This window comes from Microbacterium sp. H1-D42, from assembly GCF_022637555.1.
Lineage (GTDB): Bacteria > Actinomycetota > Actinomycetes > Actinomycetales > Microbacteriaceae > Microbacterium.
Genome location: NZ_CP093342.1, coordinates 1,072,293 through 1,096,610, shown reverse-complemented (window position 1 = coordinate 1,096,610; position 24,318 = coordinate 1,072,293). Strand labels below are relative to the sequence as shown.

Sequence of the window (24,318 nt, the reverse complement as noted above, 5' to 3'; positions counted from 1 at the left end):
CCGCGCCGCTCAGGCCGTCGCGACGGCCTCGCCGCCGCGCTCCTGCTTCAGCGCCGGCAGGTAGCCGAGCGCCCCGACGATGCTGAACGCCCCGGCGGCGACCATCGCGACGGCAGGGCTCGTGACCTGGGCGAGCGGCATAAGCACGAGCAGTCCGAGGCTGTACGCACCCCCGGCGATCATCGAGTTCATCGACAGCACCATGGCGCGGGTCTCGGAGCCGCTCTGCCGGTGCAGCAGCGCGTTGTGCACTGGGCCGGCAGCGCCATGAGTGAGGTAGGCGAGGCCGTAGCCGATCAGCAGCCCGACTGGGCCGGCGGCCAGCCCCATCAGCACGACGAACACGCCGTTCACCACCCGCATGGCGATCGCGGCTCCCGCGGTGCCCAGTCGTCTGCGCAGCAGCGACACCGACGAGGATCCGACGGCGAACAGTCCCCATGCGACGGCCGAGGCCGGTCCGAACACGGCTGCCGCCGCGCTCTCGGTGCCGAGCTGCTCGGCGAGGCGGATGGGCGTCAGCGACTCGAAGGCGATCATCGCGACGCTCCAGAACACCTCCACCATCACCAGCGCGCGCAGCACGCCTGAGCGTCTGAGCAGCCGAAGGCCGCCCTTCACGGCGAGCGGCGTCTCGCGCACGGCGAACGCGAGCGTGACGCGTCCCCTCACCGGCTCGCGCACGAGTACGGCCACGAGCACTCCGGACACCGCGTACAGCGTGGCCGCGAGGATGAAGGGCAGCACGAGTGCCGACATGCCCTCGATCGGATGCCAGGCGACCAGCCCGCCGCCGGCCGCAGCTCCCGCCGCGATCGCGATGCCGAGGGCGGCAGCGGCCCTCCCGAGCGGCACGTCCAAGGGCGCGTCGGGATCATCCGCGAGCGCGACATCGACGAACCAGGCCTCCAGCGGACCGGAGTCCAGCGCGCGGAACACCCCCTGCAGCACGAGCGCGAGCGCGAAGACGGCGAACGACTCGGCTGTCAGGAACACGATCGTAGATGCGACGGCGAGCGCGGATGCCGCCAGCAGCAGCGGGCGCCGGCCGATGGCATCCGCCAGACCGCCGGTGGGCAGCTCCAGCCCGAGCACGACGAAGCCCTGCACCGAGAGCAGCACGCCGATCTCGGCGAGGCTCAGGCCGCGCTCGAGTGGCAGCAGCACCGTCATGCCGATGGTCAGGCCGACCGGCAGCCACCGCACGACCGAGAGCAGCACGAAGCGTCGCTCGGCCTGGCGCCTGGTGAGAGGTGACCTGTTCATGCGCTCGGGTGCGGGTCGGACGCACCTGACGGAGTGCCAGGCGTCGTCAGAGACAGCGGCGCTGCGTGCGTCGTGACGTGCAGCCGCACCGCGTCGGGGGAACCGGCGCCGGCGTGCCGATACCGCTCGAAGAGCGCGTCGATCTCGTCTCGGAGCGCCCGCGCCTGTGCCGGCGTCACCTCGACGAAGGAGTCACTGAGGCCGAGACTGTCGCGCCAGGACTTCGACCACTCCGGCGCAGCATCCTCCCATCGCTCCGCACGCTCGACGAACTCGCGCAGGTAGGCACGCTGCAGCCAGCCCACGGCCGCGGCCGCATCGGGGCGGTCATCGAAGTCGGAGGGCACCCACGAATGGAAGTCACTGCTGGCCCGCCACTCGCGGCGCCGCCCGACTCCCTCACCGGTGTCGATCACCAGCCCCACCTCGGCGAGCTGTCGCAGGTGGTAGCTCGTCGCACCCGAGTTCGTGTCGAGCAGGCGTGCGAGGTCGGTGGCCGTCGCGGGGCCGCCGATGCGCAGCAGCCCTGGAATGCGGGCGCGCATGGGGTGCGCGAGCACCCGAAGCTGGCGCTCATCGAGCCTGATCCCCTGGGGCTTCTCCTCGGTCATGTGCACCAGCGTGACACGTCGATCGAGTGTGCACAAGTCCTTTGCATAGATATTGTGCATACCGGAACAAACCAGCAGCACCGCACTCGGCCCCGCCGCACGGAACGTGGACCACCCCGGAGGCTAGCCCTCCTGGGCTCCGGAGTTCGCCGCGGAGTCGCCGCCGTGCTCCTTCTTGCGCTTCTCGATCTCGTCGCGCAGTCGCCACTCCTCGATCTCGCGGTCGAGGTCGGCGATCTGCTGCTCGGTGGTGCGCGTGTCCAGCGGCACGACTGGAGCGGCGGGAGCGGATGGCCGCGTCTGCGTGGTGTCGCGGCGCGACGGACGCCCGAGTCGGATGCCGCCCTCCGGGTACTCCCGCCCGAGCGCGAACCACAGGATGCCGCCAAGCAGCGGGATCAGCACGACCAGCAGCAGCCAGACGAATCGCGGCATGTACCGCACCTGCGAATCGTCGCGGCGGATGATGTCCACGACGGCGAACACCATCAGTCCGATGGTGAGCAGAGTGAACAGGAACGGCATGTTCTCAGGGTAGTCCGGCCGGGGAGCACCCCGGTTCGATTCTCACCCCTCGCCGGTGGCGATCCTGGCGCCGTCCGTGTTCGACCAGGCGCTCCACGACCCTGGATACACCGTGACGTCACGCCCGATGACGGCGCCGGCGAGCGCGAATTGAGCGGCGGTGATGCCGGAGCCGCAGTAGGCCGCGATGGGGGCGCCGTCCGTCGCGCCGACGCTGTCGAACGCGGCGGCGATGTCGGATGCTGCGCGGAAGCGCCCATCGTCGGTGAGCAGTCCCGCGATGGGCAGGTTCGTCGCCCCTGGCACGTGTCCAGCGATGGGGTCGAGCGGCTCGGTCTCGCCGCGGTAGCGTTCGGCGGCGCGCACGTCGATGAGCACGCCGTCATCCGCCCAGGTCGCTGCGGCGTCGGTGTCGAGAATCCCCCGGTCGCCCGGGGCGCCGAGCTCGACGTCCCCCTCGGCGATGGCGGCCTCCTCGGTCTGGATGTCCGCGCCCGCGGACTGCCATGCCTGCCAGCCGCCATCGAGCACGCGCACATCGGTCAGTCCCGCGCGTCGCAGCGCCCACCAGGCGCGCGACGCGGCCAGCATCCGATGATCGTCGTAGACGACCACCGGCACCCCGGTGCGCAGGCCCCAGCGTCGGGCCGCGGCGGCGAGCGTGTCGTCGGACGGCAGCGGATGCCGACCCTCGTGCGGCTCGCCGTGCCGCGACAGCTCGTTCTCGACGTCGACGAAGACGGCCCCTGGGATGTGGCCGGCGAGGAACTGCTCGCGGCCGTCGTCGCGGCCGAGTTGCCAGCGCGCGTCGAGCACGTGGACCTCACCGAGGCTGGCTTGCAGCTCGACGATGGAGATGAGCGGGTTCATCACAGGTCCTTTCAGGGGACGATGCTGATCAGGGGACGATGTGGCCGGCAGTGCGGAACAGTTCGTACCACTCAGGGCGGGTCAGTTCGATGTCGGCGCCGGCGGCGGCATCCGACACCCGCTGCGGCGTCGTGGTGCCGAGCACGACCTGCATGCGCGCGGGGTGACGCGTGATCCACGCCGTCGCGATCGCGATCGGCGCGACGTCGTACTTCGCCGCGAGACGGTCGATGACGGCGTTCAGCTCTGGGTGCTTCGGGTTGCCGAGGAAGACGCCGTCGAAGAACCCGGCCTGGAAGGGCGACCACGCCTGGATGGTGATGCCGTTGATGCGGCAGTACTCCACGATGCCGCCACCGTCGATGACGACGCTCTGCTCCTGTCCCGACATGTTCGCCGCGATCCCCTGCGCGATGATCGGCGAGTGCGTGATCGACAGCTGCAGCTGGTTGGCGATCAGCGGCTGGCTCACAGCGGTGCGCAGCAGATCGATCTGCCGTGGCGTGTGATTAGAGACGCCGAACGCGCGCACCTTGCCTGCCGCCGCGAGCTCGTCGAAGGCGCGGGCTACTTCTTCCGGCTCGACGAGGGCATCGGGGCGATGCAGCAGCAGCACGTCGATGTAGTCGGTGCGCAGCGCCTTCAGCGAGCCGTTCACCTGGGTGATGATGTGCTCGTACGAGAAGTCGAACATCTGGTCTTTCGGCACGATGCCGCACTTGGTCTGCAGGGTGATCTCGGCCCGCTCTGCGGCGCTGAGCTGCAGCGCCGAGGCGAAGCGGTCCTCGCAGACGTGCATCGCCCCGCCGTAGATGTCGGCATGGTCGAAGAAGTCGATGCCGGCAGTGCGGGCGGTGTCGTACAGTTCGCGCACCTCGGCATCGGTCTTGTCGGGGATGCGCATCATTCCGGCGACGACTGCGGGGGCGGTGCTCTGGCCGAAGGGGATGGTCTTCATGCTCTCCACGCTAGTGCGCAACACCGACGACGGCGCCGCCGGTCGGCGCTAACGTGAGAACATGAGCGCGCCGATCGATCCCACCACCACGTCCGCCTGGGCCGAGCTGTCGGCCATCCGCGAGAGCTTCTCCCCCGATCTGCGGGGTTGGTTCGACAGTGATCCGACACGCGTCGAGCGGCTTTCGCTGCCAATGGCCGACCTGCACGTCGATCTCTCGAAGAACCTGGTCACCGAAGAGATCCGCGCAGCCCTCGTGCGGCTCGCCGAGCAGACCGGCGTCGCGGAGCGCTACGCCGCGATGCTCGCCGGCGCGCATATCAACACCACTGAGGATCGCGCGGTGCTGCACACCGCGCTGCGGCGGCCGGCCGGCGCCTCCCCTGCCCTCGTCGTCGACGGGCAGGACATCGATCACGACGTGCACGAGGTGCTGACTTCCCTCTCGGTCTTCGCCGATCGGGTCCGCTCGGGTGGCTGGCTGGGCGTCACGGGCAAGAAGGTCACGCACGTCGTGAACATCGGCATCGGCGGATCCGATCTCGGGCCGGTCATGGTCTACGAGGCCCTCAAGCCCTATGCGGATGCCGGTATCGAAGCGCGTTTCGTCTCGAACATCGACCCCACCGACATCGCCCAGAAGACCGCCGACCTCGATCCGGAGACGACGCTCTTCATCGTGGCGTCCAAGACGTTCACAACCCTCGAGACGCTCACCAACGCGCGCCTCGCGCGTGATTGGCTGTGGGCCGGCCTGTCAGCATCCGACGCCATCGACGGCTCGGACGAGAGCCGGACCGATGCTGTCGCGCATCACTTCGTCGCCGTCTCGACCGCCCTCGACAAGGTCGCGGCTTTCGGCATCGACCCGGCCAACGCATTCGGCTTCTGGGACTGGGTCGGCGGCCGGTACTCGGTCGACTCGGCGATCGGCCTGTCGCTGGCGATCACCCTCGGCCCCGACGCGCTCCGCGAGCTGCTGGCCGGCTTCCACTCCGTCGACGAGCACGTGCGCACGACGCCGCTGGAGCGCAACGTGCCGGTGCTGATGGGGCTGCTGAACGTCTGGTACGTGAACTTCCTCGGCTCGCAGACGCACGCGGTGCTGCCGTACGCGCAGCAGCTGAGCCGCTTTCCCGCATACCTGCAGCAGCTGACCATGGAGTCCAACGGCAAGTCCGTGCGCTGGGACGGCTCTGCGGTCACCACCGACACCGGCGAGGTGTTCTGGGGTGAGCCCGGCACGAACGGTCAGCACGCGTTCTACCAGCTGATCCACCAGGGCACCCGGTTGATCCCGGCGGACTTCATCGCGTTCGTCAACCCCGCATACCCGCTGAAGGACGACGGGCAGGACGTGCACGCGCTGTTCCTGGCGAACTTCCTCGCGCAGACGAAGGCGCTGGCATTCGGCAAGACGGCGTCCGAGGTCGAGGCGGAGGGCACGACCGGCGCGCTGGTCGCGGCACGCACCTTTGCGGGCAACCGTCCGACGACGTCGATCTTCGCCCCGGCGCTCACGCCGGCGGTGCTGGGCCAGCTGATCGCGCTGTACGAGCACATCACCTTCACGCAGGGCACGATCTGGGGAATCAACTCGTTCGACCAGTGGGGTGTGGAGCTCGGCAAGCAGCTCGCCCTTCAGATCGCCCCCGCTATCGAGGGCGATGCGGATGCTGTCGCCGCGCAGGACGCGTCGACGAAGGCGCTCCTGGCGTACTACGCCGCGCACCGCCGCTGACGCCCCGGCCCCTTGCAATGTCGGTGCCAGGGCGTACCGTTGCGGCACGGGGAGCGAATCGGGAGGTCCAGAAGTGATGAATTGGAAGATCGAACTCATCTTCGTGCCGGTCAGCGATGTCGACAGGGCGAAGGATTTCTACGTGAAGATCGGCTTCAACGCCGACCATGACCAGAAAGTGACCGACGAGCTGCGGTTCGTGCAGATGACGCCTCCTGGGTCAGCCTGCTCGATCGCGTTCGGCACCGGTCTCGGCGAGGGCCTCGAGCCGGGGCAGCAGAACACGATCCAGGTCGTGGTGCCGGACGCCGATGAGGCGCTCGCGCATCTGCGCGGATTGGGTGTCGAGGCGAACGGCGTCGACGAGCAGGCGTGGGGCCGTTTCGTCACGTTCGACGACCCCGACGGCAACACCTGGACGCTCCAGGAGCTGCCGGACTACAGCGCCCAGCAGTAGGACACCGCGCAGAACTGAGACGATGATGGGGCGGATGCCAGTCGGCATCCGCCCCATCGTCAGGCGTCAGGCGTCACGCGTCACGGCTCAGCGGAACAGCTCCGTCTGCAGCACGGCGTACATCACCGCGTGCACCCGGTCGCGCAGGCCGTTGCCGATGCCCACCGGGTCCTCGTCGTGCGCCTTCTTGACCGCCTTCTCGGTCGCGCTGGGCAGCATCGCGAGCATCAGGTCGTTGCCGTGCCGAACGGCGAGCGCCGGGTCCATGAAGCCGCCGATGACAGCATCCGTCGAAACGACGCCGTCGAAGCCCCACTCGCCGCGCAGCACCTCCTGCAGAAGCTGCTCGTTGCCGCCCGACCAGCTTCCGCCGATGTTGATGAACGAAGACATCGCGCCCATGGCGCCGCCCTCCTTCACGCTGATCTCGAACGGTGAGAGGTACAGCTCCCGCAGCGCCTGCTCCGAGGCGAAGACGTTCACTCCAGGGAGGCGGGCGTTGATCTCCTGCTCGTTGAGCGCGAAGTGCTTCATGAAGGTGAGCACGTTCTTGCTCTGTGCTCCAGAGATCATGCCGGCGGCCATCTTGCCCGAGATCAGCGGGTCCTCCGAGAAATACTCGAAGTCGCGGCCGCCCATCGGGGTGCGGTGCAGGTTCATCGCCGGGGCGTACCAGCCCTCGACGCCGTAGGCGTTGGCCTCGGCGCCGACCGACTCGCCCAGTGCGACGGCGAGCGCGTCGTTCCACGTCGCCGCGACGACGACCTCGGTCGGGTAGGCGGCAGCGGTCACGTTGCCGAAGAAGAAGCTCAGACCCGAGGGGCTGTCGAACAGGGTCGCTGCCGGCACGCCGAGTCGTTCGACGGCCGCGGTCTCGTACGATCCCTTCGCGAAGAGTTCGATCTGCTCGTCGAGTGTGAATTGGTCGAGGAACTCGTCCCACTTCGCGTCGTCGTAGTCGAGGTCCTTGAGATCCTCGAGCTTCAGACCGTTGTCAGCGCCATAGGTCGGCTCCTCGCCCTTGGCGGGTTCGATCTCGGGGTCCATCGCCTCGAGCACGGCCTCTGATGCCATGTAGTCGCGGTCCTCGGCTGCGGGGTACGTGCCATCCCAGTCGGCGCGCGACAGATACGTCACGTCACCCTCGGCGTAGCCGAAGCGGTTCTGCAGCTTCTCGCCGGTGGTCTCGTCGGTGTCGTACACAGCAGACTCGGCCACCGCGTGCGTGAATGTGGCGATCGGCGAGTGCACGTCCGTCGAGACCGAGAACTCGTAGTCGCCGGCGTCGAGCACGTATGCGCCCTGGTCGGTGTTCCACGACGCCAGGTCCCGCAGCGCGAACTTCACGGTCACCGTCTCGGATACCCCTGGGGCGAGTTCCGATGTCTTGGCGTATCCGGCCAGCTCGATCGCCGACTTCTCCACGCCGCCAGGCGTGTAGGGCGCCGAACCGTAGACCTGCACGACGTCCTTGCCTGCGACGTCGCCGGTGTTGCGCACCGTGACATCGACGCTGACAGTGCCGTCTGCGACGACGGGCGCACTCGCGGTCCAGTCGAAGTCGGTGTAGCTCAGCCCGTAGCCGAACGGGTACTGCACGGCCGCCTGGTAGCCGGCCTCGTCGTCGACGTAGCGGGTCTCGTAGTAGCGGTAGCCGACGTAGATGCCCTCCGCGTAGTCGAGGAATCCGCGATCGGCGTTCTTGTAGCGGAAGTCGCCGAAGTTGACGGTCGCCGGCGCGCTGTCCACGTCGTACGCGTAGGTGTCGGTCAGGTGGCCGGACGGGTTGACGTTGCCGGTGAGAACCTTCGCGAGCGACACGGCGCCACGGGGCCCTGGGGTGCCGATCCAGACGGCGCCGGTGATCTGCGGGTACTCGTCGAGGAAGCCGAGCTCCATCTGGTTGCCCGAGTTCACCACCACGATGACGTTGTCGAACGTGCCGGTCACCCGCTCGAAGAGCGCCTTCTGCTCGTCGGTCAGCGTCAGTTGCTCGGCGGTCATGTCGGTGCTCTCGACGCCGTCGTTGCCGATCACGATCATGGCGGTGTCGGAGTAGTCGTTGGCCGCTGCCATCACATCATCGGTCAGGTAGTCCGGCGCGGGCTCCCCCTTGTCGCCGGCACCGGCGAACATGGCGAGGATCGCGAACAGGCCGTTGGATCCCTCTTCGGTCTTCGCACCGGCATCCTGCATGCTCGCGTACAGGTCAGGGTTGTACTCGACGCCCTGCTGCTCGAGTGCGTCGTAGAGGCTGACCGCGCTGGACTGGTCAGAGCCACCCGAGCCGTTGCCGCCGTAGCGCAGGTTGAACGAGGCGAAGCTGAAGACGTTGACCTTCGGTGCTGCCAGGGGCAGTGCGCCGTCGTTCTTCAGCAGCACGATCCCCTCGTCGGAGATCTGTTCGGCGACGACAGCGCCGTGTTCCCGCGCGGCTGCCCCTTCGGCCGTGGTGGTGTCGACCTTGATCGAGAGCAGCCGGCTGATGTCCGCGACGGTCGGCGCCGCGATCACTGCGATGACCACGATGATGGCGACCGCTGCCGTCCAGCCGATCGCCCGACGGGGACGGTGCTTCACCTTGCGGTGGACGCGCTCGCGGCGCTTGTCCTCACGGCGCTCGGCCCTGGTCATCCCGGCACGCGCGGTCTTGCGCTGCTGCTTCGCCTCGCGCTTCGCGGCCTTTGCCTCGGCGCGGTATGCGGCCTTCGCAGCCTTGCGATCCTCCGCAGGCATCGCCTTCAGGTCTGCCTGCCAGGCGCGCTTCGCCTCGCGCTCCGCTTTCACGCGCGCGACAGCCTCCTGCTTGATCTCTTTGCGTGTCGCCACGTCTCAGTCCTCTTTCTTCGTCCGCGTCCGCGCGGTTCGTCTGTGGGTGCGCCAGGCGCCGATGAAGTGCTTCGCACCGCGCCAGAATCGGCCGTTGACGGCGATCAGCAGTCCGTCGATCATGTCGTCGGTGACCGATCCGCCTGAGAGGCGCGCGATCGAGCGGAACGGCAGGTCGAGCGCGAAGCGGGTGTTGTTGGCGGCCAGCGGGCGGCCGAGCCGCATGAGCAGGCGGCTCGTGCCGTCGATGAGTCCGTACAGCACGCTCGCGAATCCGCCGCGGCCTCTGGTCTGCGCGACGATGTCGTCGCGGGTCAGGAGACGATCGGCCCGCCAGTTCGTGTCTGGCAGTTCGCGGCCGAGCAGTGCGGCGTACTCGTCGGCGTCGACGTTCGCGACGTGGCCGGTCACGTAGTGCGGAAGGTCGGATGCCACCGCATCGGGCATCCGCTCTCCGGCGACGGCGAGCGGATAGCGCAGCCGGATGTCGCGCGAGGACGCACCGACCAGCACCGCGTAGTCGCCGCCGATCACGCGCCAGTCCCCCGCTGCGGCGTCGAAGACATGGAAGGCATGCTCGGCGTACGCGATCTCGATGGTCATCGTCTCGCCAGGGGCGAGCGCGACCTGGGCGAAGCCGCGCAGCTCTCGCGGCGCGCGGATGACGTCGGATGCCAGGTTCGGCGCCTCGATGTACAGCTGCACCGTCTCGGTTCCCGCGACGTCGCCCGTGTTGGTCACCGTGACCCGGGCGGAAGATGGCCCCGCGGCGAGCGCTGTGTACTCGAACGTCGTGTAGCTCAGCCCGTGCCCGAAGGGAAAGCGCACCGGCATCCCGACCTTGTCGAAATAGCGGTAGCCGACGTAGATGTGCTCGCGGTGCTCGCTGGTGGCCTCGGTCCTGCCGAAGGATGCCGCCGACGGCACATCCTCGTACCTCACCGGGAAGGTTTCGGCGAGGCGTCCACTGGGGTTCACTGCGCCAGTCAGCACGTCGACGACGGCACGGCCGCCGCCCTGACCTGCCAGTGAGGAGTGCACGAGCGCGGCGACGTCATCTGCGAACGGAAGCTCCACCGGAGCACCGCCGGCGAGCACCACGATGATCGGCACGTCGAGCGCGGTGAGTTCGCGCACGAGGGCGAGCTGGTTCTGGGCGAGACGCATATGAGCACGGTCGACGCCCTCAGCCTCGGCCGATTCATCCAGGCCGAGGAACAGCAGCACGGTGTCGGCGCGCTGCGCGAGCCGCACGGCACGACGAAGGCGGCCGCTGGACTTGCGGTCCATCCGCCTGAAGCCCGCCTCGTATCCGATGACGTCGAGACCGGAAGTCCGCAGCGCATCCAGTGCCGAGTCGACCCTGGTCGGGTTCACGAGCGAGCTGCCGGCGCCCTGATAGCGCGGGTGGGCGGCGAAGTCGCCGATGACGGCGATGCGCCGGGCATCCGATCGCAGCGGCAGGATGCCGTCGTCGTTCTTCAGCAGCACGATCGAGCGCCGCGCGGCCTCGACAGCGAGCTCGTGGTGCGCGTCGTCGTCGACTGCCTCGACCGCGGCTGAGGTGGTGCGCTCGATGAGAGTGAGCAGCTCGCCTACTCGGGCGTCGAGCACGGCTTCATCCAGCGCGCCGCTCTCGACGGCCCGGATGACCTCGCGATCGGTGACGCCGTCGGTCGAGGGCATCTCCAGTGCGTTGCCGGCCCTGAGGCCCGCGATGCGGTCGTTGTTGCCGCCCCAGTCGGTGACCACCAAGCCGTCGAAGCCCCAGCGCCTGCGCAGGATCTCGTCCAGCAGATGCGCATTCTCGTTGGCGTACTCGCCGTTGACGCGGTTGTACGCGCTCATCACGGTCCACGCATCGCCTTCGTTGATGGCGATGCGGAAGCCCTCGAGGTAGATCTCGTGAAGGGCGCGCTCGTCGACGATCTCGTCGACGCTCATGCGATGCGTCTCCTGGCTGTTCACGGCGAAGTGCTTGACGCTCGCCGCGACGCCTCGAGATTGGATGCCCCGCACCAGAGCACCGGCCAGCGAGCCTGCCAGCAGCGGGTCCTCCGAGAAGTACTCGAAGTTGCGCCCGGCGAGCGGGTTGCGCTTGATGTTCAGGCCGGGGCCGAGCAGAACACTCACGTGCTCTGCGGCCGCTTCAGCGCCGAGAGTGGCGCCGACGGTGTGCACGAGCTCGCGATCCCAGCTGTTTGCAAGCGCGGCGGCTGTCGGGAAGCACGTGGCGGGGATGCTGGCGTTGAGGCCGAGATGGTCGGCGGCGCCACCCTGCTTGCGCAGCCCGTGCGGACCGTCCGTCAGCATGATGCCAGGCACGTCGAGACGGTCGATGGACTTCGTGTTCCAGAAGTTCGCGCCGGAGGTGAGGGATGCCTTCTCGGCCAGCGTCATCTGCGCGATGCGCGCGTCGTCTTTGCCTGGAGTGCCCATCCTGTTAGATTATCTCAAGTTCCACCACGTGGTGGAACTTGAGCGGTAGGCAGCGAAGGAGCGTTCCGTGATCGAGATTCCCGAGTCGGTGCGTGCGCGCGGTTACGCCACCGGCAACGCGACAAAGCAGCTGATCGTCGCGCGAGCAGCTGAGGCGTTTGCGCAGACCGGCTTCTACGGCACCTCCCTGCGCGCCATCTCCCGCGAAGCGGGCGTCGACCACTCGACGCTGCTGCATCATTTCGGCAGCAAGGTGGCCCTGCTGCTGGCCGTGCTCGAGTGGCACGACACACAGAGCATGCCCGCTGATCTGCCCGACGAGGTCACCGCCGAGGTGATCGTCGCCGGGTTCGCTGCCGTAGCCAGGCAGAACGAGCAGACACCGGGACTGGTCGCGCTGCTCTCCACGCTGTCCGCCGAGGCAGGGGCATCCGATCATCCTGCGCGCGCGGCGCTGCGCGAGCGCCACGAGATCATCGTCGGCATCATCGGATCGGCGATCCGTGCGCAGCGCGACGCCGGCGCTGTCGCCGATGACGGCCTCACCCCCGAACAGAGCGCTGCCGTCGCCGTCGCCACCTGGGAGGGACTGCAGGTCTACAGCGCGCTGCACCCCGGCGAGCTCGACGTGCCTGCGATCGTCGAGCGAACCCTGCGTCACGCGCTCGGGTTGAGCTGAGCTTTCAGGCACACAGGCCCGGCGATGCCAGCGGTGCTCAGGTAGTCGAACCGGTCGGCGTTCGGCACGTCATCCCTCGGTCAGATCCAGCACCCATTCATTGACGATCAGATCGGCCTCGCGAAAAGTCTCGGTCAGGACACCGACGTGGGCGAACCCGCCACGACGGCAGACACCGTTCGAGCCGGCATTGCCGACTGCGGGAAACGCCGTCAGGTATCGCCGTGCTCTCCGGTGCTCGCGAACGTCGTCGATGAGCAGCGCGAGTGCTCTGGAGGCCACGCCATGCCCCTGCGCCTCGGGCAGCACGAACCATCCCGTCTCCAGCGACGGCTCACCGCGCCAATCCACGTGCCAGTACCCGATCGACCCGAGCCTGTGGTCGTCGTCATCGATGATGACGAACATCCTCGCCTCGCCGGCATCCCCCAACCGCAGGTAACGAGCGTTGCGCTCGTCGATCTGCTGCTCCGTCTCGGGTCCGTTCAGGTTCACCGTCATCTCAGGAGTGTTAGCGGCGTGCAGCAGATCGATGTCATCAGCCGTCCACCGGCGCAGTCGCAGCGAGTCCATACCTGCACAATGCCACGGACCTCGGACATCCCAGGCCGCGATCATGATCAGTTCAGTGCGGCCCGCACCTCATGACCGATTCCGGCGCGGTCAAGGGTCTGTGCAGACGCTCAGGCGGGGCGGTACTGCGCGGTGATCGGGCAGTCGAACGGGTCGCGGGCCGCGAGCCCGACCCGGTTGAGGTACCGGATGACGATGCCGTACGAGCGCAGCACCGTGGTCTCGGTGTAGGGCACGTTGTTGGCAACGCAGTAGTCGCGCACGATCTCACGGGCTCGTGAGAGGTGCAGGCGCGACATGCTCGGGAACAGGTGGTGCTCTACCTGGTAGTTCAGGCCACCGAACATCCATGTCGCCCACCAGCCACCGGTCACGTTGCGCGAGGTGCGCACCTGCTTCGAGAAGAAGTCCAGGCGTGCTCCGGGGGCGATGATCGGCATCCCCTTGTGGTTCGGCGCGAACGACGCGCCCATGTAGACGCCGAACACTGCCACCATCACGCCGTAGAAGGCGAAGGCCATGCCGAGCGGAAGCAGCAGGAACAGCGGAACCAGCAGCACGGCGAAGCGCACGGTGATGATGGCAAGTTCTGTCCAACGGCCCTTGACCGGCTGGCGGGAGAACAGATGCGCGAAGCTCAGCCGGTGCAGGTTCAGTCCCTCCAGCGTCAGCAGTGGGAAGAAAAGCCAGCCCTGGCGCTGGGTGATCCAGCGGATGACACCGCGAGAGCGCGCAGCGTCCTCATCGAGGAACGAGATCGTGTCGACCTCGATGTCAGGGTCCTTGCCGACCATGTTCGGATTGCCGTGATGCTTGGTGTGCTTGGAGTCCCACCAGGAGTAGCTCATGCCGACGATGCCCGCGAGGATCCTGGCGAGCCGAAAGTTCGCGGGTCCCGAACTGAGGATCTGCCGGTGCGCCGCCTCGTGCGCGAGGAAGGCGACCTGCGTGAACAGGATGCCGAGTGCCGCTGCCATGAGCAGCTGGAGCCAACTGTCGCCCAGCAGGATGAAGCCGGTGATCACGCCACCGAAACCGAGCAGGATCCCGACGCCCACCAGCGCGTAGAACACCGGAGTGCGGCCCAGGAGGCCGGTGTCACGGACGACGTTCAGTACGTCCTTGTACGCCTTCGCCATGGGAGGGAAGTCCGCGTTGCCGGAGTAGGTCTGTCGAATCGGACCTTGTGTCGTTTCCGTCGCGTCAATCTGAGTTGTCGCGTCGACTTGCGTCTGGGAGATGATGTTCTCCTGCCGATCGGAGCCCTTGAGCTTTGGAAGCCAAGGGCAGATGCCGATCGCTGACCCCAGCGTACGCGGGGCGACATACGGCGAAAGGCATACGTCGAGGGACACCGCGGCAGTCTCCGCCGGGCCGGCCGACGCTCAGCGAAGAATGCCCCGGTGGCCGCTCCTCTCGAGCGGCCACCGGGGGATTCTTCGTCTGTCCGATGGGCTTCAGAAGTCCCAGTCGTCGTCTTCGGTGGCTTCGGCCTTGCCGATGACGTAGGACGAGCCCGAGCCCGAGAAGAAGTCGTGGTTCTCGTCGGAGTTCGGCGACAGGGCCGAGAGGATCGCCGGGTTCACGTTGGTGACGGTCGAGGGGAACATCGCCTCATAGCCCAGGTTCATCAGGGCCTTGTTGGCGTTGTAGTGCAGGAACTTCTTGACGTCCTCGGTCAGGCCGACGCCGTCGTAGAGGTCCTGCGTGTACTGCACCTCGTTCTCGTAGAGCTCGTACATCAGGTTGAACGTGTACTCCTTGAGCTCCTCGCGGCGCTCCGGCGTCTCGGTCTCGAGTCCGCGCTGGTACTTGTAGCCGATGTAGTAGCCGTGCACGGCCTCGTCACGGATGATGAGGCGGATGAGGTCGGCAGTGTTCGTCAGCTTCGCCTTCGACGACCAGTAGATCGGCAGGTAGAAGCCAGAGTAGAACAGGAACGACTCCAGCAGCGTGGAGGCGACCTTGCGCTTGAGCGGGTCGTCACCACGGTAGTAGTCGACGATGATCTGCGCCTTCTTCTGCAGGTTCTGGTTCTCGACAGACCAGCGGAACGCCTCGTCGATCTCCTTCGTCGACGCGAGGGTCGAGAAGATCGACGAGTAGCTCTTCGCGTGCACCGACTCCATGAAGGCGATGTTGGTGTACACCGCCTCCTCGTGCGGGGTCAGTGCGTCCGGGATCAGCGAGACGGCGCCGACCGTGCCCTGGATGGTGTCCAGCAGCGTCAGACCGGTGAACACGCGCATGGTCAGCAGCTGCTCGTCTGGTGTCAGCGTGTTCCACGACTGGATGTCGTTCGACAGCGGCACCTTCTCAGGCAGCCAGAAGTTGCCGGTCAGACGGTTCCAGACCTCGAGGTCCTTCTCGTCCTCGATGCGGTTCCAGTTGATCGCCTGCACGTGGTCGACCAGCTGAAGCTTCGGAGAGGGAGTCATTTCACAGTTCCTATTCTAAAAAAACTCAGGCCAGCGCATCAGAGCATGCAGCTGACGCACTCGCTCATGTCGGTCCCCTCGAGGGCCATCTGGCGCAGGCGGATGTAGTAGATCGTCTTGATGCCCTTGCGCCAGGCGTAGATCTGCGCGCGGTTGATGTCACGCGTGGTGGCGGTGTCCTTGAAGAACAGCGTCAGCGACAGGCCCTGGTCGACGTGCTGCGTTGCCGCGGCGTACGTGTCGATGACCTTCTCGTAGCCGATCTCGTACGCGTCCTCGTAGTACTCGAGGTTGTCGTTCGTCATGAACGGCGCCGGGTAGTAGACGCGCCCGAGCTTGCCTTCCTTGCGGATCTCGACCTTCGACGCGATCGGGTGGATCGACGACGTCGAGTTGTTGATGTACGAGATCGACCCGGTCGGCGGCACCGCCTGCAGGTTCTGGTTGAAGATGCCGTGCTGCTGGATGCTGCCCTTCAGCTCCACCCAGTCCTGCTGGGTGGGGATGCTGTGGCCGGCGAAGAGCTCCTTGACCTTCTCGGTCTCGGGCGTCCACGCCTGCTCGATGTACTTGTCGAAGAACTCCCCCGACGCGTACTTCGAGTCCTCGAAGCCCTCGAACGTCTCGCCGCGCTCGATGGCGAGCTTGTTCGACGCCTTCAGCGCGTGGAACAGCACCGTGTAGAAGTAGATGTTCGTGAAGTCGATGCCCTCTTCCGAGCCGTAGAACACGTGCTCGCGAGCCAGGTAGCCGTGCAGGTTCATCTGGCCGAGGCCGATGGCGTGCGTGCGGTCGTTGCCGTCCTCGATCGAGCGGACCGAGTTGATGTGGCTCTGCGTGCTGACTGCGGTCAGCGCGCGGATCGCCGTCTCGACGGTCTTGCCCAGGTCGTTCGAGTCCATCGACAGCGCGATGTTCATCGAGCCGAGGTTGCACGAGATGTCCTTGCCGATCTGGTCGTACGACAGGTCGGTGTTGTACGTCGTCGGGGTGTTCACCTGCAGGATCTCACTGCACAGGTTGGACATGTTGATGCGGCCCTTGATCGGGTTCGCCTTGTTCACCGTGTCCTCGAACATGATGTACGGGTATCCCGACTCGAACTGGATCTCGGCGAGGGTCTGGAAGAACTCGCGCGCGTTGATCTTCGTCTTCTTGATGCGCGAGTCGTCGACCATCTCGTGGTACTTCTCAGTCACCGAGATGTCGCCGAACGGCACACCGTAGACCTTCTCGACGTCGTACGGCGAGAACAGGTACATGTCCTCGCCCTTCTTCGCGAGGTCGAACGTGATGTCGGGGACGACGACACCGAGCGAGAGCGTCTTGATGCGGATCTTCTCGTCGGCGTTCTCACGCTTGGTGTCGAGGAAGCGCATGATGTCGGGGTGGTGCGCGTTGAGGTAGACGGCACCGGCGCCCTGACGAGCACCGAGCTGGTTGGCGTAGCTGAAGCTGTCTTCGAGAAGCTTCATCACGGGGATGATGCCAGAGGACTGGTTCTCGATCTGCTTGATCGGCGCACCCGACTCGCGGATGTTGCTGAGCAGTAGCGCGACGCCGCCGCCGCGCTTCGAGAGCTGCAGCGAGGAGTTGATGCCACGGGCGATCGACTCCATGTTGTCCTCGATGCGCAGCAGGAAGCAGCTGACGAGCTCGCCGCGCTGTGCCTTGCCCGCGTTGAGGAAGGTGGGGGTGGCCGGCTGGAAGCGGCCAGAGATGATCTCGTCGACGAGGTCGAGGGCGACCTGCTCGTCGCCCTCGGCGAGCGCGAGTGCGGTCATCACGACGCGGTCCTCGAAGCGCTCGAGGTAGCGCTTGCCGTCGAACGTCTTCAGCGTGTAGCTCGTGTAGTACTTGAACGCGCCGAGGAAGGTCTCGAAGCGGAACTTCTTCGAGTAGGCGAAGTTGTTGAGCTTCTCGATGAACTCGAACGAGTACTGGTCGAGGACGGCACCCTCGTAGTACTGCTTCTCGACCAGGTAGTCCAGGCGCTCCTTGAGCGAGTGGAAGAACACCGTGTTCTGGTTCACGTGTTGCAGGAAGTACTCCCGCGCCGCGCGCTTGTCGGCGTCGAACTGGATCTTGCCGTTCGCGTCGTACAGGTTCAGCATCGCGTTGAGGGCGTGATAGTCCATGCCCTCGAACGCGGCGTTCACCTTGAACTCGACTGCGTCTGTCACTGTAGCTTCCACCATCGTTCCAATCCGTCGCTCACGCGATCGACATCGTCCTGCGTGCCGAATACTTCGAACCGATACAAGTGCGGCACGCGGCACTTACGGCTGATGACCTCGCCGGCCAGGCAGAACGCCTCGCCGAAGTTGGTGTTGCCCGCGGAGATCACTCCGCGGATGTTCCGCCGGTTGCGCTCATCGTTGAGGAACCGGATGACCTGCTTGGGCACTGCGCCCTTCTCTTCGCCTCTCCCCTGACCACCCCCGTAAGTCGGGGTGACGAGGACGAACGGCTCGTCGATGACGAGCGGCTCCTCGTAGCGGTGCAGGGGGATGCGTCGGGAGGGCAGATCAAGCTTCTCGATGAACCGTGCGGTGTTGCCCGAGATACTCGAGAAGTACACCAGCAGCGGCACCTCGGTGGCGACCGCGCTCATGATCCACCCGCTTCATCTGCGCTCAGGCGAGGCGAGCTGCGAGCTCGTCGATCTTGTCGGGGCGGAAGCCCGACCAGTGTCCCTCGTCGGTCACGACGACGGGTGCTGACATGTAGCCGAGCGCCTTCACCTGCTCGAGTGCAGTGGCGTCCTCGGACAGGTCGTGGATCTCGTATTCGATGCCCTTCGCGTCAAGGGCGCGATAGGTGGCGTTGCACTGAACGCAGGAAGGCTTTGTGTAGACCGTGATCGACATGATGACGACTGATTTCCCCTCAGATCCGATGTTCTCCGGTAGACCCCCCACCGGGAGTACCAATACTACATATGGGGACGGACATTGGGGGTGACCACAAGGGCTAGTAGTTACATCCGTGTAGTTTTCCACCGTCCTCCCCAGTTTCAACACAGCTTCTCCACCGTTTCTTCCACAGGTCGACGGGGCCCGCGAGAGCCCCCGAACCGCGGATTCCCGCGGCTTCGGCGCCCCCTCCGGAATCCATCCACAGGCAGCACACTAAACCGGGCCACCGACATCGGATTTCCTGTGGAGAACGCCCCTCGGCGTGTCGCGGCGTGTCGGAATCCGTCGGCTCCGGAAGAGCGAGATCGGATGCCCGGATACCGCCACTCCACGCGCTCACGCGCGCACGCGCGCGACCCGATAGCCTCTTCTGGTGGCGGGATATCGGGACCTTCTTCGCACGCCAGGCGTGGCGCGCATGATCGCGGCACAGCTCGTGGCGCGATTCCCCAACGGGATGATGAGTCTGGCGATCCTGCTGCATGTCGAGCAGCAGACCGGCTCATACGGTGCGGCGGGCCTCGTGCTGGCCGCGGCATCGGTCGGGCAGGCCATCGCCGGTCCGGTGACGAGTCGCTGGATGGGAGCCTGGGGCATGCGCCGGGTGCTGACCCTCACCCTCTCGGTGTGCGTGGTCGCCGTGCTCTGTCTCGCGCTGCTGCCGCTGACCCTTCCCGGCTACATGACCCTGGCCCTCGTCGCCGGCCTGTCCACTCCGCCTGTGCAGTCGGCGGTGCGCACGATCTACCCGAAGCTGGTGAACTCCGGCCAGCTCACGCCGCTGTTCTCTCTGGATGCCTCGCTGCAGGAGATCATCTGGATCGTCGCCCCCGTGGTCATCACGTTCGTCTCGACCCAGGTCGGCACCGTGCAGGGGCTGCTGCTGGTCGCCGCGATCCTCGCCGGCGGCGGCGCCTGGTTCATCCTCTCCCCCGAGGTCGGGCGGGTGCGCATCCCGCGCAGCCGTCGGGCCTTCGGTCGGGTCGTGCTCAAGCCGCCCGTGATGCTAGCCACGGTCATCGGCTTCCTGCTGATCGGTGCCTGCTCGGCCGTCGAGGTCGGCGTGGTCGCCACGTTCGGACACGACGGGCTCGAGGCGGGGTTCGTGCTCGCGATCTTCTCGGTCGGCAGCCTCGCCGGCGGCCTCGCCCTCGGCCACATCCCGATCGGGCCGTGGGCGATGGCGCGTCGCATGCTCATCGTCACCGTCGGCCTGTGCCTGACGATGGTGTCCCTGAACATGTTCTGGCTGGGCGGAACCCTGCTGCTCGCCGGCATCGGCGTCGCCCCCGCCCTCGCCGTGCTGTTCGCCATCACCACGGCCAGCGTCAAATTCAGCGAGACCGCCGAGGCGTTCGGCTGGGCGGGCACCGGCCAGCTGATCGGCGCGGCCGCCGGCTCGGCGATCGCCGGCATCCTCATCGACCAGAGCGGCCCCACCGGCGCCTACCTGGCTGCCGCCCTGTTCGCCTTCGTCGGACTCGTCGTCGCGGTGCTGTTCGTCCGCGCGTTCCCCGACCTGCGCGATCGCGACCCATCGCCGCACCCCGACACCGAGCCCATCACCACCGCCATGCCCTGAATCGGCCACCCGACGTCTTCACCCACCCATACGCTGGTCTCAGGAGGCGCCGACATGCCACAGCTCGATCCCACCCAGTTCGATCCCACCGTTCACCTTCCCGACGACCTGCTCGAGCGGATCCGCGAGCGCGCGACCGTGCACGACCGGGAGAACACGTTCCCGCAGGATGACCTCGACGAGCTGCGCGCAGCCGGCTACCTGTCGATCCTGGTACCCGCCGAGCGCGGCGGCGCCGGCCTCGGACTCGAGCAGGCGGCCATCCTGCAGCAGCGCCTGGCGACAGCATCCCCCGCCACCGCCCTCTCGATCAACATGCACCTGGTCTGGACGGGCGTCACCAAGGTGTTCAGCGACCGCGGCGTGCCAGGGCTGGAGTTCGTGCAGGACGGCGCAGTGGCCGGAGACGTGTTCGCCTTCGGGATCAGCGAGGGTGGCAACGACCTGGTGCTGTTCGGCAGCGACACGGACGCGGCCCCTCAGCCCGACGGCGGCTACGCCTTCACCGGCACCAAGATCTTCACCTCGCTCGCGCCGGTGTGGACGCAGCTCGGGCTGCACGGCCTCGACACCACCAGCGAGGATGCCCCGAAGCTCGTCTTCGCATTCATCGATCGCACTGATGCCGTCGTCACCAGCGACGACTGGGACACGCTCGGCATGCGCGGCACGCAGAGCCGCACCACCCGGCTGAACGGCGCGGTCGCAAGCCCCGAGCACATCGTCCGACGCATCGACCCAGGGCCCAACCCCGACCCGATCGTGTTCGGCATCTTCAGCGTCTTCGAGCTGCTGCTGGCATCCGTGTATACCGGCATCGCCCGCCGCGGCCTCGAGCTCGCGGTGGCGACAGCGCAGAAGCGCAAGTCCAAGAAGAGCGGCACGACGTACAGTCAGGACCCAGACATCCGCTGGCGCATCGCCGACATGGCGCTCGCCTACGACGCCCTGCCGCCGCAGATCGCGATGCTCGCGCGCGACGTAGATGAGCTCGCCGACCATGGCCCGCGCTGGTTCACGCTGCTGTCGGGGGTCAAGCACCGCGCGGTGGTGATGGCGAAGCAGGTTGTCGATGATGCGATGCTCGTCGCCGGCGGCGGCTCGTACTTCTCCTCGAACGAACTCTCGCGTCTGTACCGCGACGTGCTGGCCGGCATGTTCCACCCCTCCGACCCCGAATCGGCGCACTCGACGGCGGCGAGCGCCTGGCTCGGCCCCCTGGAGAGCTGACGCCGGCGACAGGTCGGATGCTGAATCCGTAGCGTTCCCGCGTGGATCCCTACGAATTCTGTTGCGGAACAATAAGTTCGGTGTCAATATCGACATATGAACGCGGATCTGCAGCAGAAAGCGAAGGACCACCTCTGGATGCACTTCACCCGTCAGTCGACGATGGAGTCCTCTGGAGTGCCGGTGATCGTCAAGGGCGAGGGACACCACATCTGGGACTCCGACGGCAAGAAGTACATCGACGGGCTCGCGGGCCTGTTCGTCGTCAACGCCGGTCACGGTCGCCGTCGCCTGGCGGAGGCCGCCGCGAAGCAGGCCGAGGAGCTGGCCTTCTTCCCGCTCTGGTCCTACGCGCACCCGGCCGCCATCGAGCTCGCCGACCGACTTGCCGACTACGCACCCGGTGACCTGAATCGAGTGTTCTTCAGCACCGGTGGCGGCGAAGCGGTCGAGACGGCCTTCAAGCTCACCAAGCACTACTGGAAGCTGCAGGGCAAGCCGGGCAAGCACAAGGTCATCTCCCGGTCAGTCGCCTACCACGGCACCCCGCAGGGAGCGCTGGCGATCACCGGCATCCCGGCGATGAAGGAGATGTTCGAGCCCCTGACCCCCGGTGGGTTCCGGGTGCCGAACACGAACTTCTACCGTGCAGCCGAGATGAACGGTCCCACCAGCGACCCTGAGACCTTCGGGCTGTGGGCGGCGAACCGCATCGAGGAGATGATCCAGTTCGAAGGACCAGACACCGTCGCCGCCGTCTTCCTCGAGCCCGTGCAGAACTCCGGCGGATGCTTCCCGCCCCCTCCCGGCTACTTCCAGCGCGTGCGCGAGATCTGCGACAGGTACGACGTACTGCTGGTCTCCGACGAGGTCATCTGCGCGTTCGGGCGGATCGGCCACATGTTCGCGTGCGACGCGTACGGGTACGTGCCCGACATGATCACCTGCGCCAAGGGCATGACCAGCGGGTACTCCCCCATCGGCGCGACGATCATCTCGGACCGCATCTACGAGCCGTTCTCGAAGGGGCAGACCTACTTCCCGCACGGGTACACCTTCGGCGGGCATCCGGTCTCCTCGGCCGTGGCGCTCGCCAACCTCGACATCTTCGAGGAGGAGGGGCTGAACGCGCACGTGCGCGAGAACTCGCCGCTGTTCCGCGCTGAGCTGGAGACGCTGCTCGACCTGCCGATCGTCGGCGATGTCCGCGGCGACGGCTACTTCTTTGGCATCGAACTCGTCAAGGACAAAGCCACCAAGGAGACCTTCGACGACGACGAGTCCGAGCGTCTGCTGCGCGGTTTCCTGTCGAAGGCGCTGTACGACGCAGGACTCTACTGCCGTGCCGACGACCGCGGAGATCCCGTCATCCAGCTCGCGCCGCCGCTGACCATCGGCGCGTCGGAGTTCCGCGAGATCGGCAGCATCTTGCGAGGTGTGCTGACCGAGGCGTCCACGATCCTCTGACACCCCCGGATCCCGCCGACACCCCGCGCTGCAGTCGTCTGCAGCGCGGGGTGTCGGCGATTACACGGGGTGTCGGCGATCAGGCCTCGTAGACCTGCTCCCCCTCGACCCAGGTGCCGAGCACCCTGGTGTCGCCGATCTCGGATGCCGGCCCCTCGAACGGGTCCCGGTCGAGCAGGGCGAGGTCGGCCAGCATCCCGACGCGGATCGTGCCGGTCTCTGGCAGCGAGTTCACCCGCGCGGACCCCGCGGTGTACGCGTGCAGCGCCGTGCCGAGGTCGATCGCCTGCTCGGGCAGGAACGGCGGGTAGTCGCCCTCCCATTCCGAGGGCGCGGAGCGCCGGTTCACCGCGGTGTGAATCGCCGCCATCGGGTCAGGCGTCGACACCGACCAATCGCTGCCTGCGGCGAGCGCGGCACCTGCGCGCAACAGGTCGCCGAACGGGTACTGCCAACTCGAGCGCTCATCCCCCAGGAACGGCAGGGTGAGGTCGACCATCTGCGGCTCGAGCGTCGCCCACAGCATCTGCATGTTCGCGGTGACGCCGAGCCGGCGGAACCGCGGCACATCGTCGGGGTGGACCACCTGGATGTGCGAGATGTGGTGCGGGTTGCCGCGAGGGCCATTGCGCCGCAGAGCCGTCTCGACCGCGTCGAGGCACTCCCGCACGGCGCGGTCGCCGATGGCGTGGAAGTGCAGCGTGAAGCCCAGCGCGTCCAACCGCGCGGCGGCCTCGTTCAAGATCTCCAGAGGGACGAACGAGATGCCCGCATTCTCAGTCGGATGCCCGTGGCCGTCGCAGTACGGCTCGAGCATGGATGCCGTGAAGTTCTCGGCCACGCCATCCTGCATGATCTTGATGCTCGTCGCCGCGAAGCGGCCCACCCGCCCGGTCTCGCGCAGCGCGACGAGGTCGTCGATCTGCTCGAGCCCGCGGGTGCGATCCCACCACAGCGACCCGACCACTCGTCCGGTCAGCTCCCCGGCGGCGGCCGCGGCCAGATACACCGGCAGCGGGTCGCCGGCGTCGCTGTACTGCGTGCCGACGATGGCGTCCTGCCACGCGGTGATGCCGAACGAGTGCAGGTGGCGCTGCCCGACGGCGAGTGCTTCGCGCAGCCGCTCGTGCGGCTCGGTCGGCAGCAGCCGGTTCACGAGCGTCATCGCGCCCTCGTGCAGCGTGCCACTGGGGTTGCCATCGGCGTCGCGCTCGATGCGCCCGTCCGCAGGATCCGGGGTGTCGCGGGTGATGCCGGCGAGCTCGAGTGCCCTGCTGTTCACCCAGGCGCCGTGACCGTCGCGGTTGGGCAGGAAGGCAGGCCGGTCGGGCACGACGGAATCCAGCGCCTCCGCCGTCGGAGTGCCCCCGGGAAAGGCCGACATCTGCCATCCGCCGCCGAGCAGCCACTCGTCTGCGGGGTGTGCGACCGCGTAGTCGCGGATGCGCTCGAGATACTGCGCGGCGGTCGACAGGTCGGACAGATCGCAGCGCAGCAGGTCAAGGCCGCCCCAGAGCGGATGCACGTGCGCATCCTGAAAGCCGGGCAGCAGCATCCGGCCGTCGAGATCCACGACCGAGGTCGCCGGTCCGATCAGCTCGGCAGCATCCGCTCCGACGGCGACGATGCGTCCGCCGGAGACGGCGACGGCGTCGGCCCGACCCCGACTGGCGTCCGAGAGGAACACCCGGCCGCCGTATGAGCCGCCGGTGAAGACGAGATCCGCGGACGCCAA

The 24,318-nt window shown here is 67.0% G+C and carries 20 protein-coding genes; 6 read left to right on the top strand and 14 right to left on the bottom strand.

What is annotated here, in order from left to right:
- Positions 1-9: 9 nt before the first annotated feature.
- The 5 genes from MNR00_RS05215 to MNR00_RS05195 all read right to left on the bottom strand — a co-directional run bounded on the left by MNR00_RS05215 (position 10) and on the right by MNR00_RS05195 (position 4,230).
- Positions 10-1,266, bottom strand: a complete 1,257-nt coding sequence (locus MNR00_RS05215) for an MFS transporter (protein WP_241928107.1) — start codon at positions 1,264-1,266, stop codon at positions 10-12.
- Entirely contained in the window at positions 1,263-1,877 is a 615-nt protein-coding gene (locus tag MNR00_RS05210) for a helix-turn-helix domain-containing protein (RefSeq protein WP_241928106.1), read from the bottom strand. Before MNR00_RS05210 ends, MNR00_RS05215 begins: the two co-directional genes overlap by 4 nt.
- Positions 1,878-2,000: 123 nt before the next feature.
- A complete protein-coding gene (locus MNR00_RS05205) occupies positions 2,001-2,402 on the bottom strand; it encodes a PLDc N-terminal domain-containing protein (protein ID WP_241928105.1) in 402 nt (133 codons plus the stop codon).
- A 42-nt stretch (positions 2,403-2,444) separates the two neighbouring features.
- Positions 2,445-3,272 (bottom strand): sulfurtransferase, encoded by an 828-nt coding sequence (locus MNR00_RS05200; RefSeq protein ID WP_241928104.1) that lies wholly within the window; start codon positions 3,270-3,272, stop codon positions 2,445-2,447.
- A 28-nt stretch (positions 3,273-3,300) separates the two neighbouring features.
- On the bottom strand, positions 3,301-4,230 hold the full coding sequence (locus tag MNR00_RS05195; RefSeq protein ID WP_241928103.1) for an aldo/keto reductase: 930 nt from the start codon (positions 4,228-4,230) through the stop codon (positions 3,301-3,303).
- A gap of 61 nt (positions 4,231-4,291) precedes the next feature.
- Between MNR00_RS05195 and pgi the strand changes: the two genes are divergently transcribed.
- Together pgi and MNR00_RS05185 are read left to right on the top strand one after the other, a co-directional pair.
- Positions 4,292-5,971 carry a glucose-6-phosphate isomerase gene (pgi, locus tag MNR00_RS05190; RefSeq protein WP_241928102.1) on the top strand — a complete coding sequence of 560 codons (1,680 nt, stop codon included), beginning with the start codon at positions 4,292-4,294 and terminating at the stop codon, positions 5,969-5,971.
- 76 nt (positions 5,972-6,047) lie between these two features.
- Positions 6,048-6,428 carry a VOC family protein gene (locus MNR00_RS05185; RefSeq protein WP_241928761.1) on the top strand — a complete coding sequence of 127 codons (381 nt, stop codon included), beginning with the start codon at positions 6,048-6,050 and terminating at the stop codon, positions 6,426-6,428.
- 87 nt (positions 6,429-6,515) lie between these two features.
- On the opposite strand, the gene MNR00_RS05180 is transcribed toward MNR00_RS05185, so the two are convergent.
- Positions 6,516-9,257 (bottom strand): glycoside hydrolase family 3 protein, encoded by a 2,742-nt coding sequence (locus MNR00_RS05180; protein ID WP_241928101.1) that lies wholly within the window; start codon positions 9,255-9,257, stop codon positions 6,516-6,518.
- Between the two features lie 3 nt (positions 9,258-9,260).
- Entirely contained in the window at positions 9,261-11,696 is a 2,436-nt protein-coding gene (locus MNR00_RS05175) for a glycoside hydrolase family 3 C-terminal domain-containing protein (protein ID WP_241928100.1), read from the bottom strand.
- 67 nt (positions 11,697-11,763) lie between these two features.
- Between MNR00_RS05175 and MNR00_RS05170 the strand changes: the two genes are divergently transcribed.
- Complete coding sequence (locus MNR00_RS05170; RefSeq protein WP_241928099.1) at positions 11,764-12,375, top strand: TetR/AcrR family transcriptional regulator; 612 nt, start codon at positions 11,764-11,766, stop codon at positions 12,373-12,375.
- A gap of 69 nt (positions 12,376-12,444) precedes the next feature.
- On the opposite strand, the gene MNR00_RS05165 is transcribed toward MNR00_RS05170, so the two are convergent.
- From MNR00_RS05165 to nrdH, 6 genes are all read right to left on the bottom strand, one after another.
- Positions 12,445-12,948 carry a GNAT family N-acetyltransferase gene (locus tag MNR00_RS05165; protein WP_241928098.1) on the bottom strand — a complete coding sequence of 168 codons (504 nt, stop codon included), beginning with the start codon at positions 12,946-12,948 and terminating at the stop codon, positions 12,445-12,447.
- A 110-nt stretch (positions 12,949-13,058) separates the two neighbouring features.
- Positions 13,059-14,192 (bottom strand): acyl-CoA desaturase, encoded by a 1,134-nt coding sequence (locus MNR00_RS05160; RefSeq protein ID WP_347271932.1) that lies wholly within the window; start codon positions 14,190-14,192, stop codon positions 13,059-13,061.
- A gap of 213 nt (positions 14,193-14,405) precedes the next feature.
- Positions 14,406-15,386: a class 1b ribonucleoside-diphosphate reductase subunit beta gene (nrdF, locus tag MNR00_RS05155; protein ID WP_241928096.1), complete on the bottom strand. Its 981-nt coding sequence runs from the start codon at positions 15,384-15,386 to the stop codon at positions 14,406-14,408.
- 38 nt (positions 15,387-15,424) lie between these two features.
- Complete coding sequence (gene nrdE, locus MNR00_RS05150) at positions 15,425-17,584, bottom strand: class 1b ribonucleoside-diphosphate reductase subunit alpha (RefSeq protein WP_241928095.1); 2,160 nt, start codon at positions 17,582-17,584, stop codon at positions 15,425-15,427.
- Positions 17,566-18,000, bottom strand: a complete 435-nt coding sequence (gene nrdI / locus MNR00_RS05145) for a class Ib ribonucleoside-diphosphate reductase assembly flavoprotein NrdI (RefSeq protein ID WP_241928094.1) — start codon at positions 17,998-18,000, stop codon at positions 17,566-17,568. Before nrdI ends, nrdE begins: the two co-directional genes overlap by 19 nt.
- Before the next feature lie 22 nt (positions 18,001-18,022).
- Positions 18,023-18,256 (bottom strand): glutaredoxin-like protein NrdH, encoded by a 234-nt coding sequence (gene nrdH / locus MNR00_RS05140; RefSeq protein ID WP_241928093.1) that lies wholly within the window; start codon positions 18,254-18,256, stop codon positions 18,023-18,025.
- A gap of 421 nt (positions 18,257-18,677) precedes the next feature.
- Between nrdH and MNR00_RS05135 the strand changes: the two genes are divergently transcribed.
- The 3 genes from MNR00_RS05135 (at position 18,678) to MNR00_RS05125 (ending at position 22,583) form a co-directional block, all read left to right on the top strand.
- Positions 18,678-19,886 carry an MFS transporter gene (locus MNR00_RS05135; protein ID WP_241928092.1) on the top strand — a complete coding sequence of 403 codons (1,209 nt, stop codon included), beginning with the start codon at positions 18,678-18,680 and terminating at the stop codon, positions 19,884-19,886.
- A gap of 54 nt (positions 19,887-19,940) precedes the next feature.
- A complete protein-coding gene (locus MNR00_RS05130; RefSeq protein ID WP_241928091.1) occupies positions 19,941-21,116 on the top strand; it encodes an acyl-CoA dehydrogenase family protein in 1,176 nt (391 codons plus the stop codon).
- Positions 21,117-21,212: 96 nt separating this feature from the next.
- Positions 21,213-22,583, top strand: coding sequence for an aspartate aminotransferase family protein (locus tag MNR00_RS05125; protein WP_241928090.1), 1,371 nt, complete (start codon positions 21,213-21,215; stop codon positions 22,581-22,583).
- A gap of 79 nt (positions 22,584-22,662) precedes the next feature.
- Here MNR00_RS05125 and MNR00_RS05120 read toward each other — a convergent pair whose 3' ends face one another.
- On the bottom strand, positions 22,663-24,318 hold the full coding sequence (locus tag MNR00_RS05120; RefSeq protein WP_241928760.1) for an amidohydrolase: 1,656 nt from the start codon (positions 24,316-24,318) through the stop codon (positions 22,663-22,665).